15 protein-coding genes and 1 pseudogene are annotated in these 17343 nt (G+C 73.3%); 11 read left to right on the forward strand and 5 right to left on the reverse strand.

Going from position 1 to position 17343, the window contains the following annotated elements; translation table 11 throughout:
• Nucleotides 1-171: 171 nt before the first annotated feature.
• Entirely contained in the window at nt 172-390 is a 219-nt protein-coding gene (locus ABZS51_RS30260; protein ID WP_355447955.1) for a VOC family protein, read from the reverse strand.
• A gap of 96 nt (nt 391-486) precedes the next feature.
• Here ABZS51_RS30260 and ABZS51_RS30265 point away from each other — a divergent pair.
• The 5 genes and pseudogenes from ABZS51_RS30265 to ABZS51_RS30285 form a co-directional block, all read left to right on the forward strand.
• Nucleotides 487-633: pseudogene (locus tag ABZS51_RS30265) on the forward strand (helix-turn-helix domain-containing protein); the annotation flags it as partial.
• A 19-nt stretch (nt 634-652) separates the two neighbouring features.
• On the forward strand, nt 653-910 hold the full coding sequence (locus ABZS51_RS30270; RefSeq protein WP_355447958.1) for a WYL domain-containing protein: 258 nt from the start codon (nt 653-655) through the stop codon (nt 908-910).
• Nucleotides 911-948: 38 nt separating this feature from the next.
• On the forward strand, nt 949-1392 hold the full coding sequence (locus ABZS51_RS30275) for a hypothetical protein (RefSeq protein ID WP_310709146.1): 444 nt from the start codon (nt 949-951) through the stop codon (nt 1390-1392).
• A 330-nt stretch (nt 1393-1722) separates the two neighbouring features.
• Complete coding sequence (locus ABZS51_RS30280; RefSeq protein ID WP_310709145.1) at nt 1723-2532, forward strand: DeoR/GlpR family DNA-binding transcription regulator; 810 nt, start codon at nt 1723-1725, stop codon at nt 2530-2532.
• On the forward strand, nt 2529-6317 hold the full coding sequence (locus ABZS51_RS30285; RefSeq protein WP_355447962.1) for a glycosyl hydrolase: 3789 nt from the start codon (nt 2529-2531) through the stop codon (nt 6315-6317). Before ABZS51_RS30280 ends, ABZS51_RS30285 begins: the two co-directional genes overlap by 4 nt.
• Before the next feature lie 33 nt (nt 6318-6350).
• On the opposite strand, the gene ABZS51_RS30290 is transcribed toward ABZS51_RS30285, so the two are convergent.
• A complete protein-coding gene (locus tag ABZS51_RS30290; RefSeq protein WP_355447965.1) occupies nt 6351-6899 on the reverse strand; it encodes a TetR family transcriptional regulator in 549 nt (182 codons plus the stop codon).
• Nucleotides 6896-7219, reverse strand: coding sequence for an SMR family transporter (locus ABZS51_RS30295; protein WP_355447968.1), 324 nt, complete (start codon nt 7217-7219; stop codon nt 6896-6898). Before ABZS51_RS30295 ends, ABZS51_RS30290 begins: the two co-directional genes overlap by 4 nt.
• 124 nt (nt 7220-7343) lie before the next feature.
• Here ABZS51_RS30295 and rbsD point away from each other — a divergent pair, with 124 nt between their 5' ends.
• Both rbsD and ABZS51_RS30305 read left to right on the forward strand, forming a co-directional pair.
• Nucleotides 7344-7733, forward strand: coding sequence for a D-ribose pyranase (gene rbsD, locus ABZS51_RS30300; RefSeq protein WP_355447971.1), 390 nt, complete (start codon nt 7344-7346; stop codon nt 7731-7733).
• A gap of 77 nt (nt 7734-7810) precedes the next feature.
• Complete coding sequence (locus tag ABZS51_RS30305) at nt 7811-8302, forward strand: GNAT family N-acetyltransferase (protein ID WP_355447974.1); 492 nt, start codon at nt 7811-7813, stop codon at nt 8300-8302.
• Between the two features lie 15 nt (nt 8303-8317).
• Here ABZS51_RS30305 and ABZS51_RS30310 read toward each other — a convergent pair whose 3' ends face one another.
• Nucleotides 8318-11464, reverse strand: a complete 3147-nt coding sequence (locus ABZS51_RS30310; protein ID WP_355447976.1) for a hypothetical protein — start codon at nt 11462-11464, stop codon at nt 8318-8320.
• 167 nt (nt 11465-11631) lie between these two features.
• Nucleotides 11632-12684 (reverse strand): LacI family DNA-binding transcriptional regulator, encoded by a 1053-nt coding sequence (locus tag ABZS51_RS30315; protein ID WP_355447979.1) that lies wholly within the window; start codon nt 12682-12684, stop codon nt 11632-11634.
• Between the two features lie 368 nt (nt 12685-13052).
• Between ABZS51_RS30315 and ABZS51_RS30320 the strand changes: the two genes are divergently transcribed.
• The 4 genes from ABZS51_RS30320 to ABZS51_RS30335 all read left to right on the forward strand — a co-directional run bounded on the left by ABZS51_RS30320 (nt 13053) and on the right by ABZS51_RS30335 (nt 17310).
• Nucleotides 13053-13907 (forward strand): sugar ABC transporter permease, encoded by an 855-nt coding sequence (locus ABZS51_RS30320; protein ID WP_355447982.1) that lies wholly within the window; start codon nt 13053-13055, stop codon nt 13905-13907.
• Nucleotides 13907-14731 carry a carbohydrate ABC transporter permease gene (locus ABZS51_RS30325; RefSeq protein ID WP_355447985.1) on the forward strand — a complete coding sequence of 275 codons (825 nt, stop codon included), beginning with the start codon at nt 13907-13909 and terminating at the stop codon, nt 14729-14731. Before ABZS51_RS30320 ends, ABZS51_RS30325 begins: the two co-directional genes overlap by 1 nt.
• A gap of 36 nt (nt 14732-14767) precedes the next feature.
• Complete coding sequence (locus ABZS51_RS30330) at nt 14768-16039, forward strand: extracellular solute-binding protein (RefSeq protein WP_310709134.1); 1272 nt, start codon at nt 14768-14770, stop codon at nt 16037-16039.
• 62 nt (nt 16040-16101) lie between these two features.
• Nucleotides 16102-17310 (forward strand): hypothetical protein, encoded by a 1209-nt coding sequence (locus tag ABZS51_RS30335; RefSeq protein ID WP_355447988.1) that lies wholly within the window; start codon nt 16102-16104, stop codon nt 17308-17310.
• Nucleotides 17311-17343 lie beyond the last annotated feature (33 nt).

Raw genomic sequence — 17343 nt, forward strand, 5'->3', positions numbered from 1 at the left:
AAATTATAAACAAATAAGACGACAAACCAGTTTATATGAGGTTTGACTGTTGTTCAGACGTGAGCACTGAACTCCCCGCCGCCGTCGCGGCGACCGCCGCTGCTCCCCGCCTCATTCCCGCAGGTTAAGCCGGGCCCGGGCGGCGCGCCGGAGGCACGCCGCAGCGGCGGGTCAGGACGGGCGGGCCGAGGCGAGGACCTCCAGGTAGTGGGGGTTGGTCATGATGCCGAGGACGTTGCCGAACGGGTCCACCACGGACGCCGTCACGAACCCGTTGCCTCCGCGGTCCACGATGCCCTGGTGCTCCTCGGCGCCCATGGCGAGCAGCCGGTCGAGGGTGGCGGCCAGGTCGTCGGCGAACAGGTTGACGGTGGCGAATCCACGCAGCATGCGAAGGCTCCTTCAGTTCCGGGGAGGGCGGTACGGGCAGAACGGTACGGACGCTTGAGGAAGCTGCGGTTCCTCAACGCCTGGCAGACTCGGGGCATGTTGGACACCTCGGTACGGCTGCTGCGGCTGCTGTCGCTGCTCCAGGCACGGCGCGCGTGGGGCGGGGCGGAGCTGGCGCAGCGGCTGGGCGTGACCACGCGGACCGTGCGCAACGACGTGGAGCGGCTGCGGATCCTCGGCTACGTACAGGCATCCGGCCCGGGTGCGGTTGCACGCGCCGGTGGAGGCGGTGGCCGGCCGGATCCCGCCCGCCGCCGGCCTGCTGACGACCCTGGACCCCGCCGAGGGCGAGAGCGGGTGCCTGCTGGAGACGGGCAGCGAGTCGCTCCACGACCTGGCCGGCTTCCTGGGCAGTCTGGGGGTGCCGTTCAGCGTGCTGCACCCGCCCGAGCTGCGCGCCCACCTGCGCGACCTCGCCGCCCGCTACGCCGCGGCGGCCGCCGAGGAGGGACCCCGCTGATGGTCTGCTTCATGCCCTGGTGCGAAGATTGAAGGGTCATGCCGACCAACCTCACCGTGATTCTCAGCGATCGGCCGGGGGAGCTGGCCCGCCTGGGGGAGCTCACCGGCGAGGCCGGCGTGAACATCGAGGGCCTGGCCGCGTTCACGGGCGAGGGCAAGGGCGTGGTGCACGTGCTGGTCGCCGACCCTGACGCGGCGCGCTGCCGGCGGACGCTGGAGGGCGCGGGCATGGGGATCGCCGACGAGCGGTCCGTGCTGGTGGTCAACATCGAGGACCGGCCCGGCACGCTGGGCGAGCTGACCCGGCAGCTCGCGAGCGCGAACGTCAACATCGACCTGGCCTACACGGCCTTCGGCGGCGTGAAGGTGGTCATCGCGACCGAGGACCTGGACAGCGCGCTGGCGGCACTGGAGGGGCCGGTGACCTCGCGCCTGGACGAGGTGCCGGGGGCGCCGAGCATCTGGGACCAGCCCGCCTGACCCAGCGATATATCAAACGTCGTGTGATAAATAACAGCCACGACACACGGCTCCGGCCACGTGTTCTCTCGTCGTAGGCCCCCGTGCGCGATGATGGCTACGCACTTTTTAACACTAGACACCGTGATCTATCACATGTCAGGGTTGATGCCGCGTCCATCACGCGATCTCCTCTCCGATTGTCGGGACATCCCCGGAGCCGTCCATGCCCCCTTCCACCCGGCCTGCCGAACGTGACCGCCCCGGCCCTCGCGTGCGCGTGCGCGACACCCGACCGCTCAGGCCGCAGCCGTCGCTGATCGCCTTCCGCACCGCGGGCGGGCTCGCGGGATGACGGACGACACCGGCGGCGCGCGGCGGGGACCGGCCTGGCGGCAGGAGGCGATCGCCGAGCAGATCCTCGCCCGCGGCGACATCACGGCCGCCGAGCTGGCCGAGCTGTTCCAGGTCAGCGTGATGACGATCCACCGGGACCTGAACGAGCTGGAACGCCAGGGCCTGGTCCGCAAGCTGCGCGGCGGCGTGACCGCGCAGCCGTCCAGCGTGTTCGAGAGCAACGTCGGCTTCCGCGAGCGCTCGATGCGCGTCGAGAAGGACGCCGTCGCCGCGCGCGCGGCGGAGCTGGTCGAGCCGGGCATGGCCGTCATGCTGGACGACTCCACCACCAGCCTCGCCCTCGCCCGGCGGCTGGAGCCGCTCGCGCCGCTGACCGTCGTCACCAACTTCCTCACCACGATCGAGCTGGTCGCCGGCATGCCCGGGATCCGGCTCATCGCGCTCGGCGGTGACTACGACGTGCTGCACAACTCCTTCCTCGGCGTCTCATGCACCGAGGCCATCGCCTCCCTCCAGGCCGACCTGTGCTTCGTGTCGACCTCGGCGGTGACCGGCGGCTACGCCTACCACCAGGAGCAGCACATCGTGCCGGTCAAGCGCGCCATGCTGGCCTCGGCCACCCGCAGCGTGCTGCTGATCGACCACACCAAGCTGGCCAGGACCGCGCTGTACCGTGTGGCCGGACTCCAGACGTTCGACCACGTCATCGTGGACGCCGGCGCCGGGCCCGAGGCGCTGCAGGACCTCGACCAGCTCACCCGCTCCCTCGATGTGGCCACCACACCCGCTCCGGAGGCGTCATGACCCCGCCGTCCCCCCTCCCGTCCTCTCCGCAGGCGCTCGCGTCGTCACTCCCGCCGGAGCTGGCGCGGATCCTGGCCGAGCCGCCGCGGGCCTACTCCCCCGCGGCGATCTGGTGGTGGAGCGGCGAGCCGCTGCGCCGCGACCGGCTGCGCCGGCAGCTCGAACGCTTCGCCGAGGGCGGCGTGTGGAACCTGGTCATCATCAACCTGGCGCCGTCCGGGCCGATGTTCGGCTCCGACGCCGACGACCCGCCGTTCTTCTCCGAGCCGTGGTGGGAGCTGCTGGAGCAGGTGTGCGACGACGCCGAGGAGCTGGGCGTCTCCCTGTGGTTCTACGACCAGCTCGGCTTCTCCGGCGCGGACCTCCAGGCGCGGCTGGTGGACGAGGAGCCGCGCTTCGCCGGGCGGTGGCTCGCCGCGGACGGCTCGGTGACGACCCGCGGCTTCGACTACCTGTCGCGGGAGGCGTGCGCGACGCTGATCGACCGGGTCCACGGCGAGTTCGAGCGGCGGCTCGGGCACCGGCTGGGGGGCGTGATCGCAGGCTCCTTCCAGGACGAGCTGCCGTCCATCCCGACCTGGTCGGACGGCTTCGCCGAGGAGTTCGCCCGGCGGCGCGGCTACGACGTCACGCCGTACCTGCCGCTGCTGTGGCAGGACGGCGCGGAGGGCGCGGGGGACGCGGAGGGTGCCGGCGGCGTCGATCCGGGTCTCGTGCGGCGCGACTACCACCGGACCCGGGCCGAGCTGGCCGAGGAGGCGTTCTTCCGGCCGCTCGCCGCCTGGCACGAGCGGCACGGCCTGATCAGCGGCTGCGACCAGCAGGACCCGGCCCGCGGCGGGCACCCCGTGGAGGGGGTGAGCCTGTACGCGGACTACGCGCGCACGCACCGCTGGTTCGGCGCGCCCGGCTCCGACCACCACGGGGACGCCCGCATCCACTCCTCGCTCGCCCACCTGTACGGGCGGCCCCGCACGTGGATCGAGGCGTTCCACTCCAGCGGCTGGGGCGGCACGCTGGAGGAGACCTTCGACTGGCTGCTGCCGTGGCTGCGCGCCGGCGCCACCCTGTACAACCCGCACGCCGTCTACTACACGACCAAGGGCGGCTGGTGGGAGTGGGCGCCGCCGGCCACGGACTGGCGGCAGCCGTACTGGCGGCACCACCGCGTCTTCGCCGACGCCGTCACGCGGCTGTGCGCGGCGCTGTCGCTGGGGCGGCACGCGTGCGAGGTGGCGGTGCTGCTGCCGACGGCCACGGCCCAGGCCGGCACCCGCCTCGACGGGGCCGGTCCCGAGGCGGAGCGGGCGCAGGAGGTGTACCGGCGGCTCGTGGGCGACATGGCGTGGTTCCGGATGGTGCCGGGCGTGCTGGACGGGCTGGGCCTGGACGCCGACGTCATCGACGACGACTCGCTCCAGCGCGCCACCGCCCGGCCCGCCTCCGCCTCCGCCTCCGGCCAGGGACCGGGCCAGGGGTGGGGCGGGGCGCGGCTGGAGGTGGCCGGGGAGTCGTACGCGGCCGTCGTCCTGCCCGCCTGCGCCGTCCTGGAGCCGGACACCGAGCGGGCGCTCGTCGCGTTCGCGGAGCGGGGCGGCCTGGTCGTGGCCGTGGAGACGCTCCCCGGCGGGCCGCTGCGCGAGCTCGTCCGCTTCGCGCTGACGGTCGACGAGCTGGGGCCGCTGCTGTCGCCGCTGCGCCGGGTGGAGGCTCCCGCGCCGCCGCTGGTGCGGGAGGTGGACGGCGCGACGCTCGTCTTCCTCCAGGCGGCCTTCCCCATGGCCAGCCGCGTGGCGGTGGAGCGCCCCGACGCGCGGGGCGCGGACCAGGGCTGGGACACGGCCACGATCGACTTCGACCCCGCCCGGTACGCGACGGAGACACCGGTCCGGGTGCGGGGCGTCACGGGGACGCCGCTGCTGGTCGACCCGTTCACGGGCGGCGTGCGCGCACTGCCGTACGAGGTGGACGGGGAGCACGTGGAGGTGGTGGTGCCGTTCGACGCGGGACCCGCGGCGCTGCTGGTGTTCACCGGCCAGGACGTGACTCCCACCGCCCCCAGCGCCCCGGCCGGGACGCTGGAGGTGGACCTGGGCTCCGGCTGGGAGATGGAGCCGGTGCCCACGCTCGACGACACCTGGGGCGACCTCGGTCACGACGGGCCGGTGCTGCGGCGATGGGAGGTGGAGCACCGCCTCGACGGTGAGGACGCGTGGCGGCCCGCGTACGCCACCTTCGGCCCGCACGGCGTCTGGCGCGTCGCCCCCGCCTCCTCCCCGTCGGCCGGCTCCCCGTCGGCCGGCTCCTCGCCGGCCGGGCCGGTGGGTGCGGACGGCTGGCGGCCCGCGGTGTTCTCGGTGTCGCGCGGGATCCGCAAGGACCCGATCCACCGGGTCACGCTCGGCCCCAAGGGGCACGTGCCGGAGGAGTTCCTGGACTTCGGCCCCATCGACGCCGGTCAGGCCGCCTGGTTCCGGTGCGAGCTGACCGTACCGGGCCCACGGGACGCGTACCTGGCCGTGGGGGCGCCCGCCGCCAAGGCGGCGTGGATCGACGGTACCCCGGTGACCCTGGACGACCGCGGTTACCTGGCCCTGGCCCGCGACCCGCTCTCCCCCGGCACGTACGTCCTCGACCTGCGGCTGGACCCGGAGGAGGACGGCGCGCCGCTGCGCGCCCACCTCGCCGTGGTGACGGACCCGGAGGCGTACCTGCGGCCGGAGTGGATCGCCGGGCCGGAGGGGCCCGGGGAGCTGACCGCGACGTTCACCCCGCGCGGGACGGTGCTCCAGGTGGCGTCGTCGGCGGCCTGCCGGGTCCTCGTCAACGGCGTCGAGCTGGGCCGGCAGGGCGGCTTCGACCCGTACGCGGACATGCGCAAGCCCCGGGTGCGCCGCTACGACGCCGCGCGGGCGCTGCGGCCGGGCGTGAACGAGGTGACGGTCCGGGTCGGCGACGGCTCCGAGCCGGTCCTGGTGGACGGCTGCGCCACGTCGGGGCCCGGCTGGGAGGCGGTCCGGGACGGCGTCCGGGTCCCGGCGCACGTCCGCCGGGCCCAGTACCTGGACCCGGCCGCGCTGCACCTCCCCCGCCGCCCCCACCCGCTGCCGGACACCTCCTGGCTCTCGGCGGCTCCCAGCACTTCCGTGGTGGTCCCCGCCGTGCTGGCCGAGGAGGGGACGGAGGGCCGGGTGGAGTGGCTGCGGTTCGGGGTGCCGCCGGGCGCCACCGCCCTCCGGGTGCCGCTGCGCGGCAAGGCCGTCCTCCACGTCGACGGCGACGCCGTGGCGGACGGCACAGGGTGCCTGTCCGTGCCCCTCGACGGCCGGGTCGGGCCGCGCGTGGCGACGCTGCGGGTGGAGACCGAGGCCGGGCACGCCGGCGGGGCGATCCTGACCGGGCCGATCGAGTTCGACGCCGGGCCGGGGCCGATCGAGCTGGGCGACTGGGAGCGGACGGGCCTGCCGGAGTACAGCGGCGGCGTCCGTTACCTCCGGACCGTGCCCGTCGCGGGGTCGCCGGACTCGGCGGTCCTCGACCTGGGCCGGGTGCGCGGCACGGCCGAGGTCCGGGTCAACGGCCGCCCCTGCGGGGTCAGGGTCTGCTCGCCGTACCGGTTCGACGTCGGCGCGGCGCTGCGGCCCGGTGACAACACGGTGGAGGTCGAGGTGTACGGCACGCTCGCCCCGCACCTCGACGCGGTGAGCCCCACCCATTTCGTCTTCCCCGGCCAGCGCGTCACGGGTCTCTTCGGCCCGGTCCGTCTCGTGCTGCCCCGGCCCTGAGGCGGGTGAGCCGGGTCCCGGCCGGGGCGGCCGTCAGCCGGGGCCCATGCCCAGCAGGGCGGCCAGCGACCGCTCCAGCCAGCCGGCGTCGAGGGGCTCGTCGTCGATGAGGCAGTGCAGGAGGGCCCCGTCGACGAACATCGCGGCGGCCCGCGCCGCCCGCGCGTCCGCGCGCCCGGCCAGGACGGCGGTCAGACCGTCGATCCACAGCCGGGCCAGCGGCCGCAGCTCGGGCCGGTGCGCGGCCGCGGCGTAGAGCTCGTTCCAGATCACCATCCGGTCGCGCTCACGCAGGTAGGCGGCCGTCAGCGCGGCGAGGGTGGCGGGCACGTCCGCGCTGCTCCGCAACTCCTCGCCCCAGACACGCAGCCACTCCTCGGTGGCCTCGGCGGCGTGCGCGAGCGCGGCGGCGACCAGGTCGCCGAGGGAGGCGAAGTAGTACGTGGTCGCCCCCAGCGGGACGCCGGCCCGCGCGGCGACGAGCCGGTGCGTCAGGCCGTTCACGCCCACCTCGGGGATCAGCTCGCAGGCGGCCTGGACCATGCGGCGCCGGCGCTCCACCGGGTCGCGCCGCGCGGTCAATGCGCGCCCGCGAGGTTGAGCGTGACCACTCCCGCCACGACCAGGGCCACGCCCGCGACCTTCGCCGCGGTGAGCGGCTCGCCCAGGAACAGCATCCCGATGACGACGATCAGCGTCGTGCCCAGCCCGGCCCAGATGGCGTAGGCGACGCCCACCTGCATGCCCCGCTCCAGGGCCCGGGCGAGCAGCAGGAACGCCGCGCCGTAACAGGCCAGGCAGGCCAGCGTCGGCCACAGCCGGGTGAACCCCTCGGTGCTCTTGAGCAGGGTCGTCCCCAGCACCTCGGCCCCGATCGCCAGGGCGAGGAACAGGTACATCATCGGCGCTCTCCCGGAGTAGTACACCAGTACATGGACAAATGTACTATTCGTCCGGGTGTCGCTCCCCCGGCGCCCCGGTCCGGCCGCGTACGGTCGGCTCCATGCGGAGAGAGCGGAGCGCCCCGTGAGGCGCGGCGGCATCCTGAACGGCGCCCTGGCGGGGGCCCTCGCGCGGCTCGGGCACACCGACCGGGTGCTGGTCTGCGACAGCGGCATGCCGCTGCGGCGCGGCGCCGAGATCGTGGACCTGGCCTTCCTGCCCGGCGTCCCGGCGTTCGGCACCGTGCTGGACGGCCTGCTCGCCGAGATCGTCGTGGAGGGCGCCACGGCCGCCGAGGAGGTGCGCGAGGCCAACCGCGCGTGCGACGCCCTCCTGCGCGAACGGCTTCCCGGCCTGGCGTACGTGGCCCACGAGCGGCTCAAGGAGCTGGGCCGGGCCTGTGAGCTGGTCGTCCGCACAGGCGAGGCCCACCCGTACGCCAACGTGATCCTGAGCTGCGGCGTCCCCTTCTGACCCGCGCCGCCGGCCCGGCTACAGTTCTCCTTCCCGGGGGCATCCGGCCCGGCGGGTCGACGAAGGCGAGTTACCGTATGACCGATCCTCCTGTCGCTCCGATGCGGTTCCGGCTCGACGTGCGATTGCCGCAGGCCGTGCCGGCTCACGACTTCCGGCATCCGGGAGAGGCCGACATACCCGCCTTGGGGCGGCTGATGTGGGAGGCGTACCGGGGGACGCCCGACGAGGAGGACGCCGGGGGCAGTGTCGCGGCGGCGACCGAGGAGATCCGTCTGACTCTCACCGGCGAGCACGGGATCTTCCTGCCCACGGCGTCCTTCGTCGCGGACGACGGGGCCCGGCCCGTGGCCGCCGCGCTGGTGACGGAGTGGCAACAGGTGCCGCTGCTGGCGTACGTCTTCACCGCGCCGTCACATGCCGGCGAGGGGCTGGGCCGGCGGCTGATCGAAGCGGCGATGCACGCGCTCGGGGAGCAGGGCTATCCGCTGTTGTCACTGGCGGTGACGGAGGCCAACGTCAGGGCCCGGCGCCTCTACGCGTCCATGGGTTTCACCCCGCACTCGTAAGACACGCCGCCCGGGTCAGGACCCTTGGCGGGCCGGCTCCCCCGAGGTCGTGAGGGCGGACGCCACGCGGACGTTGTCGAAGTCGACGGCCGCGCGGCCCGTCACGAGCTGGACGGAGCCGGACCCGGTGATCGGGTCCGGATCGGTGACGGCGACCCGCGGCGTCGGCTCGGCGCCGACGAAGACGCGGATCTCCGCGCCGCGCAGCTCGACGCGGAGCCGCGCCGTCCCGGTGACCGCAGCGCCCGAGCCGCTCGCGATGACGCCCGTGCCGGCGCGGAAGACGTCGACCGAGCCGTCGGGCCGCAGGTAGACCATGTACCCGGACCGGGTGTAGGCGTCGCCCGGCTCGGCCGTCCGCACCTGGAGGCCGGCGAAGGCCGTGGACGTGGCTGACGTCCGGAAGGTGAGGTCGGCCTCGGCGAAGCCGTCGGCGATCCGCAGGTCGTCGACGACCGACTTCCAGCCGGTCCGCGTCGTGTCCCGCTGGCGGTACACGCCGTCGGCGACCGTCCAGGAGCCGTCCACGGCGGTCCACGCCTCGGACGTGGCCTGCGCCGAGGAGAAGCCGTCGCGGAAGACGACGCCCTCGGCGTCCGGCACGATCCGCAGGTCGAGGGCGTCGATCTCGGTCGTCCCGCCGGTCCGCACGGACTCGGCCGTCAACGGGCACGGCCCGGGCAACGCCGTCTCCCGTACGGTCACCTTCAGCTCTCCGGGGCCCTCGGCCGTGGCGGCGCCGGTGAGGCACGGCCCCGAGACGGTGACCCTGGCGATGTCGCGTCCGGTGATCCGCACCGTCAGCTCCCGCCCGGCCACGCCGGTCGCCGCGTCGAGCGTGGCGGTGACGAGGTCCTGGCCGACGTGGGAGCGCGCCGCCTCGGCGACCAGGCGCGCCGCGTCGCGCGCGCCGAGCACGCGCTCGCGGACCAGCCGGGCGGTCGTCCTCGTGACGTGGGCGACGAAGGCGCCGTGGCTCTCCCACCGCTCGCCGGCCCGCAGGAGGTCGGCGACCGTGCAGCCGGAGCCGTCGCCGGCGTTGACGACGCCGGTGTCGCGGTCGCCGATGAACACGTGCGACCGCTCGTCGGAGCCGGGGCAGGCGTCGTCCACGACCCGGACGTCGTAGCCGAGCCGGCCCGTGGCCTTGACGTCGAGGACCTGGAGGGCGCGCCCGCCGCCCGCCACCGGGAAGGACGACGGCCACAGGGTCGCCGAGCCGGCGCCGGTCCAGCGGATCTCCAGGCTGCGCCCGCCACGGTTGACGACCACTCCTGAGACGCCCTCCGCGTCCGCCCGGGTGCCCACCTTCACCTCGCGGGAGCCGGCGGGGCCGCCGATCCACTGGAGCGTGTCGTCCTCGCCGAGGACGAGCGGGATGCGCTCGAAGAAGTCGCCCGTGCCCTCGACCCGCACCTTGAGGGTGTCGCCGAGGGTGACGGACTTGGTCACCGGGGCGCCCGCCGCCCGGTAGCGGATCTCCAGGGCGTCGAGGTCGGCCACGGTCGCGGGGGCGACGGGCGAGCCGTCGCGGAAGAACTCGGGGACCGGCTGGTCGTAGGCGTCGACGTGGAAGCCGTCGGCCGCCGCCCAGCCGGTGCCCCAGGACAGCTCCGCCTCGGCCGGGCGGGTGCGCGGGGCGCCGACCTGGGGGGCGTTCTGGCCCTGGATGACCACGCCGAGCTTCGGGTCGTACAGGTAGCTGAGCCCGAAGCGCTGGTTGTCCCAGAAGCCGTACTGGGTGTTGACGTGCTTGCCGAAGCCCATGCCGGCGACGTAGGCGGGACGCTTGGCGAAGACGAAGCGCTGGCCGGTGGCCGAGTCCGCGCGGACCTCGGTGTACGGGGCTCCGGCGTAGGGCCGCAGCGTGCCGACCGCCGCCTCGCGCTCGGCCTCGGCCGGGTAGTACTCGTCCCGCAGCGCCACGTCGCGGATGACGGCGGGGTCCAGGTAGGCCCAGGCCGGCGCGACCAGCGGCGCGACCGAGGCCTGCCAGCCGCCCTTGACGAAGGCGGCGCGACGCTCGGCGACCTCCTCCCGGGTGGCCGCGTAGGCGCGGGCCTGCGGGATGGTCCGGCCCCAGAGGTCGTTGGAGCCGATGGGCAGCTCGGCCGCGTAGTTCCAGCCGCGGTGGCGGGAGTCGACGGCGGTGTTGATGAAGTAACCGTCGAGCTGCTTGTCGTAGAGCAGGTTGTACTGCGCCCAGTCCAGGTAGCGGCTCTGCATCCGGTCGATCACCGGCCGGGTCGCGGGGTCGGCCCAGCCCGCGAGGTCCTCGGTCTCCACCTCCAGGCTGTAGCGGTGGGCGACCGTGCCGTCCCGGAAGAAGCCGGCCTCGCTCTGCGAGATCTTCTCGTGGTCGGCCAGGCGCTGCTCGAAGCGGGCGCGCAACGCCGGGTCGTCGAGGCGGCGCAGCAGCCGCGAGATGCCGACCAGGCCGCCCGCGACCTGGTTGGCGAACTGCGAGCCGCGCGGCCCCCACACCTCCTGGTCCTCCAGGAACCAGGTGGCCGCCCGCTTCATGGCCGCGGTCAGGGACGAGACCAGCGCAGGGTCGACCGTGCCGTCGGCGTCGAGCAGCTCCAGCATGATCGCGTAGAGTTCGAGCGCGAAGCCCGTCGCGGCGCGCGAGTGGACGTCGCCGCCGCCCTGGGGGAACGACCCGTCGGCGTTCTGGGTGCCGAGCGTGAACCGCAGCGCCGCCTCCAGCCGCCGGCGCAGGGCCTCGTCGCGACGGTACGGGTTCCACGGGCGGTCGGCGGTGTAGAAGTAGGCGAGCGTGAGGACGTTCTCCATGACGCGCGCGTCGTCCGGTCCCTGACCGGCGCGCCAGCAGCCGCAGGTGATGAAACCGTAGTTCGTGGCGCTGTCGTCGTTGACGCTGTTGGCCAGCCGGGCCAGGTTGGCGAGGTAGGGCGCGATCTGCTGCTCCAGGCCGGTGAAGTCGGCCAGGTCGATCGTGCCCGGGTCGAGGTTGGCGACCTCGGGCAGCGGGCCGCTCGGGGCCTGTGCGGCCGCCGTGGCCGTCACGCCGGTTCCCGGCGTCGTCGCCGCGGCCGCCTGGGCCGCCGGTGTGAGCGCCAGCGCGGCGGTGACGGCCACGGCGGTGACGCGCCGCGCGCCACGGGCCCCCGGGCCGTCGCCATGTCGTGTCGATCTCATGATCGTGCCTCCAGGAAGGGCCGTCTCGCCCGGTGACCGGTCTTCGTGAATCGATTCACGGCGAGGTGTGCGGGCGAGCGTAGTGGCGAGATCTCAGCGATGTCAACGCTCCCGCACGCGCGCCCGGCGGCCAGGGTGAGGCGCGGGCTACGCGAGGGGCGGGCGGGCTACGCGGGGGCGGAGCCGGCGATGGGCAGGGAGGTCGAGCGGATCACGAGCTCCGGCTCGAAACGTCCCTGCATGTCCTGCTCATCCTCGATACCGAGCAGGATGCGGACGGCGCTCGCCCCGAGCGCCGCCGACGGGTGCCTGACGCTGGTGAGCGGCACGATCGCGAAATCGGCGAACTCTATGTCGTCGTACCCCACGAGCGACACGTCCTGCGGCACCCGGACCCCGGCCACGATCAGCCCGTGCAGGAGGCCGAGGGCGAGCAGGTCGTTGCCCGCGACGATCCCGTCGGGGAAGTCGGCCTCCGGGCGTTCGAGCAGTGTCCGCGCGACCTCCTCCCCGACCTGCGCGGTCTGCACCCGCACGCGGACGATCTCCAGCGAGGCCGGCTCCGCGGACTCGGCGATCGCCCGCCTCACCCCGGCCAGCCGCAGGTCGATGTGGGGATGGGCGCCCCCCGCGAACAGCAGCCGCCTCCTGCCCTGGGCGAGCAGGTGGGAGGCGGCGAGGTAGCCGCCCCGCTCGTTGTCGCCGGAGATCGCCGGGTAGCTGTGCGGGCCCGGCGCGACACCGACGAGGACGAACGGCGTCCCCCGCCTGCTCAGCCCGAGCAGCTCGGCGGGCACGTCCGCGACCGGCGCGGCGACGATGCCGCTCACCTGCTGGGACTCGAAGAAGTTGATGTAGGCGCGCTCGCGTTCGAGGTTCTCGTCGCTGTTGGCGACGAGGATGAAACGGCCGTGCGCGGCGGCCTCGGCCTCGGCGCCCGCCGCGATCTCCGCGTAGACGGGGTTGCCCGCGCTGGAGACCAGCAGCCCGAGTGCGAGGCTGTGGCCGACGCGCAGCCGCCGCGCCGCGTCGTTGCCGACGTAGCCGAGCTCGTCGGCGGCGGCGAGCACGCGGCGCCGCAGGTCCGGCGAGACCCGGTCAGGCTGGGTGAAGGTGTAGGAGACCGTCGCCCGGGAGACCCCCGCGCGGGCCGCCACGTCACCCACGGTGGGGGCGGAGCTCACGACCTTCGATCGCCGTGGCGCCGGTGGGGAGGTCATCGGGCTCCTCACTGTCGTGCGGGGTCGGATCGCCGTCAGCCTAGCGCATCCGTGAATGGATTCACGAAGCCGGCGGCCGGACCGTTGACATGGTTCGAGGACGGCGCGTAATCTGCCCGAAACGCTCGTGAATCGATTCACGACTCGTTCACGCGAGCCGGTTCCCCCGGACCCGGCCGCCCAGGCGTCGCGAGGGGCGCCCGTCATGATCCATCCCCCGTGGCTCATCGAGCCCCGGCACCCATCTGCGAGAGGAGTCACACGTGGCCGTGCCGCATGCGACGACGTCACCGCCCGGAGGGCGGGAGCCCGGAGCACGCGAACCCGCCGCGCAGGCGCCTCCCGGAAGGGCCCGTCGCAGGGTGGGCGTGCGCGCCCCGTGGTGGTTCGTGGTCCCGGCCATCTCGGTCTACCTTTTCATCGTCGTCGTGCCCAGCGCCAACGGGGCCCTGTTCTCCTTCACCGACTGGAACGGGCTGCGCCCCGACTGGTCGTTCGTCGGCCTGGGCAACTACGCCGAGGTCTTCGCCGACCGGACCGCCCGCGACGCCCTGGTCAACACCCTCCTGCTGGCCGCCGCGGCCACCGTGGCGCAGAACGTCGCCGGGCTGCTGCTGGCGCTCGGCGTGAACAGCATGGTCAAGAGCCGTTACGTGCTGCGCGTCGTCTTCTTCGCGCCCGTGGTGCTCACGCCGCTGGTCGCGGGCTACGTGTGGAGCTTCCTGCTCTCGCCCGACGGCGCGGTCAACGACGCGCTGGAGGCCGTCGGCCTGGGCTCACTGAGGCATGACTGGCTGGGCGATCCGGACACGGCGCTGTACGCGGTCGTGGCCGAGATCGTCTGGCAGTTCGCCGGGTACTCGATGGTCATCTACCTGGCGGGGTTGCAGGCGATCCCGGCGGAGGTGCTGGAGGCCGCCACGATCGACGGGGCGGGCGCGTGGAGCAAGTTCCGCCGCGTGGTGCTGCCCCTGCTCAACGGCGCCGTCGTCATCAACGTGATGCTCTGCCTGATCGGCGGGCTGAAGCAGTTCGACCAGGTGATGGCCATGACCGGCGGCGGCCCCGGCACCGCCACCGAGACGATCTCCACGGCGATCTACAAGAGCGCCTTCTCCCTGGGCGACTTCCCGTTCTCGATCGCGCTGGCCGTCGTCATGACCGTGGTCATCGCGGTGCTGGCCGGCGTCCAGTTCCGCCTGACGCAGAGGAGGAGCTCCTGATGCACGCCCGCTACACCTGGCGGACCCTCACCCGCGAGGCGACGCTGATCCTGCTCGCGCTGCTGTTCCTCGTCCCGCTGGCCGGGCTGCTCAACGTCTCGCTGAAGCCGCAGGACAGCCAGACCAGCGCGCTGGCCTTCGCCTGGCCGCCCACCCTCGACAACTACGCGCGGGCGTGGAACGAGGCAAGCCTGGGCGCGGCGCTGGGCAACAGCTTCGTCATCACGATCGTCAGCGTGGTGCTGATCATCGCCTTCGCGGCGGCGGCCGCCTACCCGCTGGCCCGCGTGACCCGCGGCTGGTCGCGCTACACCTTCTCCTTCGTCATCGGCGGCCTGCTCGTCCCCGGCCAGCTCGCCCTGCTCCCGCTGTACGCGACCATGCGCGACATGGGCCTGCTCGGCACGCTGTGGGCGGTCATCCTGATCAACGTCGGGCAGCAGATGCCGTTCTCGGTCTTCCTCTACACGATGTTCCTGCGCGAGCTGCCGCTCGACTACGAGGAGGCGGCGCTGCTCGACGGCTGCGGCCCGGTGCGCTCGTTCGTCACCGTCGTCTTCCCGCTGCTGCGGCCGGTGACCGGCACCGTGGTGATCCTCAACGCCGTGGGCATCTGGAACGAGTTCTTCACGCCGCTGCTCTACCTGGGCGGCAGCGACAACACCACGGCCCCCGTGGCGATCTACGGCTTCGTCAGCCAGTACGTCTCCCAGTGGCCCCTCATCTTCGCCGGCCTGGTGATCAGTGTCGTCCCGATCCTGGTCGTCTACTTCGCGCTGCAGAAGCACATTATCAAGGGCTTCGCCGGCGGCCTCAAAGGCTAGCGCTCCCCACCCCCGTCACCGACCCCGGAGTCTGTCATGAAGTCGTTCACCACCATCACGGCCGCCTGCTGCCTCGCGCTCGCGGCCGCCGCCTGCTCCACCTCGGGCGGCGGCTCCACCACCGCCGCCTCGCCCGGCCAGGTGCTGACGCTCGCCGCCGCCGGCCAGGGCCCGGCCAAGGCCGCGATCGCGGCGTTCGAGAAGGCCAACCCCGGCGTCACCGTGAAGGCCACCTTCACCGAGGACGACGCCTCCTACCAGCAGCAGGTCCGCACCCAGCTCGCCTCGGGGACCGCGCCCGACGTCTTCCGCATGTGGCCCGGCGGCGGCAACACCATGGCCGTGCGCGACCTCGGCAAGGACGGCATGCTGATGGACCTGTCCGGCGAGGGGTGGGCGGGCGGCATGAGCACCGACCTCAAGGCCGTCACCACCGACCCGGCCGGCAAGGTGGTCGCCGTCCCCGTCACGATCGGCGCCATCGGCGCGGTCTGGAACGACCAGGCGCTCCAGGCCAGTGGCCTGGCCAAGCCGACCACGTGGCCGGAGGTCCTGACGTTCTGCAAGGAGGCCAAGGCCAAGGGCGTCGTGCCGTTCGCGCTGGGCCTGAAGTCCGCCTGGGTGACCCAGCTCGTGCCGTACGCGCTGACCGCCTCGCTCGTCTACGGCCCGAACCCCTCCTTCACCCAGCAGCAGAAGGAGGGCAAGGCCACCTTCGCCGCCTCGGAGTGGAAGCAGGCGCTGGAGAAGTACCTGAAGATGCGCGACGAGGGCTGCTTCAACGACAGCCCCAACGGCGTCGGCTACGACGAGCAGATGCAGATGTTCGGCCAGGGCAAGGCCCTCGGCGTGGTCCACGTGCTGTCGGCCGTGCAGTCGGCGCTGGAGTACGCACCCAAGGGGACGACGTTCTCGATGACGCCGTTCCCCGCCACCGACAGCGCCGAGGGCACGTACGTGCCGGTGTCGGTCGGCATCGTGTACGGCGTCAACGCCAAGGCCGCGAACCCGGAGCTGGCCCGCAAGTTCGTGCAGTTCCTCGCCTCCCCGGAGGGCCAGGCCGTGTACGCGACCGCCTCCGGCAGCAGCCCCGCCCTGGCGGCCCCCGGCTTCAAGGCCGACGCGCTGCAGCAGCCGGTGCTGGACGCCGTCGCGGCGAAGAAGTCCACGCTCTACCCCGACCAGGCGTGGCCGGGCCCGAAGGTCCAGCAGGAGCACCTGACCTCGATCCAGGAGCTGTTCAACGGGACGGTGGACGTGCCGGGCGTGCTCGGCCGCATGGACAAGGCGTTCACGGCCGCCCGTTGACAGAGGCGTATGTCCATCCCCCGACGAACACGACGAACACGACGAACACGACGAAGGACACCATGACGTTCAAGGAGGCGTGCCTGTGGATCACGCCCAAGATCTTCGACGATCTGCGCGACCCCGCCCCCGGCGTGGCGGCGTTCTTCGACCACCACGCCGGCTGGCTCGTCGACCGGCCCGTCACGATCGTGTTCTGCGCCGGCAACGGCGACCACGTCCTCAACTACGCGGGACGCGGCTCGTGGGGCGACGGCTTCGACTGGGCCCGCTACAACTGCTTCGCGCTGGGTCCCGGCGGGCCCGCCGCGATGGTCAGGAAGCACAACCGTGACTGGCTGGCCCGGGTGCGCGACGGCGGTGAGCGCTCGGCCAACCCGTACTCGGCCGGGCCGATGTTCACCCTGTCCGAGCAGCCGATGGACTACGCGACGCTGGCCGGGATCTACGCGGCCGTGCGGGCGGAGGCGGAGCGGCGGGGGCTGCGGGTCAGCCTGCTGGAGTACCTGGAGCCGGGGCCGGAGTTCTGCCGCAGCGAGTGGAAGACGGTCCTGCATCCCGAGGTGGCGGCGAGCGCCGCCGACGCCGGCGGGCACCTGGTGCCCGGCGTGATCGACGTGACCGCCCCGCTGACCGCCGACGCCCGCCGGTACGCCGCCTTCCCCGGCGGCATCCCGGCCGGGCTGCCCGCCGGGGACTTCGTCACCGCCCAGACGGCCGCGTTCGCGGACGACTTCGGCCTGGACGGCGTCATGCTCGGCAACCAGTTCGGGCTGGTCGGGTTCTGGCACCCCGACAACGCGCCGCCGCTCACCCCGGAGCGGTCGGCCGGGATCGAGCGGTTCTTCCTGCGGCTGCGCGAGGCCATGGGCGGGCGGCTCGTGTACTGGATGGACACGTACTGGCGGGCCGAGGTGGAGCGGGCGGCGTGGGGCATGACCGACGCCGCCTACCAGAGCCTCGACGCGATCCTGGTGAGCACGTTCGCCGTGCTGGTGGAGCGCACCGAGATCGTCCCGAACCTGCTGAGCAAGGCCGCCCTGGGCGGGCCGCGCCCGCTGCTCGGCCTGGACTTCGTCGACCCGTGGTACTGGTACCGGACGTACCTGGACGACCGGCGGACGTACGTCTACCAGCGGGAGGTGCTGGCCGGGCACGCCGCGTCGGTGGCCGGGGTCTCGTTCTTCGCCAACGACACCTTCGGCCACTTCGTGCCCGAGCCGGAGCTGGGGTCCACCCTGGAGGTCGTGCGGAAGGCGGAGATCGGCTGACGCTCAGGAGGCCACGCGGCGCGGACAGAGCCC

Origin of the sequence: Nonomuraea sp. NPDC005501, from assembly GCF_040605905.1 — a bacterium.
Classification (GTDB): Bacteria; Actinomycetota; Actinomycetes; order Streptosporangiales; family Streptosporangiaceae; genus Nonomuraea.

Excerpts from the sequence above, each read along its gene's own strand:
- ABZS51_RS30260 (WP_355447955.1), bottom strand. The coding sequence starts at position 390 with ATGCTGCGTGGATTCGCCACCGTCAACCTGTTCGCCGACGACCTGGCC.
- ABZS51_RS30275 (WP_310709146.1), top strand. The coding sequence starts at position 949 with ATGCCGACCAACCTCACCGTGATTCTCAGCGATCGGCCGGGGGAGCTG.
- ABZS51_RS30280 (WP_310709145.1), top strand. The coding sequence starts at position 1,723 with ATGACGGACGACACCGGCGGCGCGCGGCGGGGACCGGCCTGGCGGCAG.
- ABZS51_RS30285 (WP_355447962.1), top strand. The coding sequence starts at position 2,529 with ATGACCCCGCCGTCCCCCCTCCCGTCCTCTCCGCAGGCGCTCGCGTCG.
- ABZS51_RS30295 (WP_355447968.1), bottom strand. The coding sequence starts at position 7,219 with ATGATGTACCTGTTCCTCGCCCTGGCGATCGGGGCCGAGGTGCTGGGG.
- ABZS51_RS30305 (WP_355447974.1), top strand. The coding sequence starts at position 7,811 with ATGACCGATCCTCCTGTCGCTCCGATGCGGTTCCGGCTCGACGTGCGA.
- ABZS51_RS30310 (WP_355447976.1), bottom strand. The coding sequence starts at position 11,464 with ATGAGATCGACACGACATGGCGACGGCCCGGGGGCCCGTGGCGCGCGG.
- ABZS51_RS30315 (WP_355447979.1), bottom strand. The coding sequence starts at position 12,684 with ATGACCTCCCCACCGGCGCCACGGCGATCGAAGGTCGTGAGCTCCGCC.
- ABZS51_RS30325 (WP_355447985.1), top strand. The coding sequence starts at position 13,907 with ATGCACGCCCGCTACACCTGGCGGACCCTCACCCGCGAGGCGACGCTG.
- ABZS51_RS30330 (WP_310709134.1), top strand. The coding sequence starts at position 14,768 with ATGAAGTCGTTCACCACCATCACGGCCGCCTGCTGCCTCGCGCTCGCG.
- ABZS51_RS30335 (WP_355447988.1), top strand. The coding sequence starts at position 16,102 with ATGACGTTCAAGGAGGCGTGCCTGTGGATCACGCCCAAGATCTTCGAC.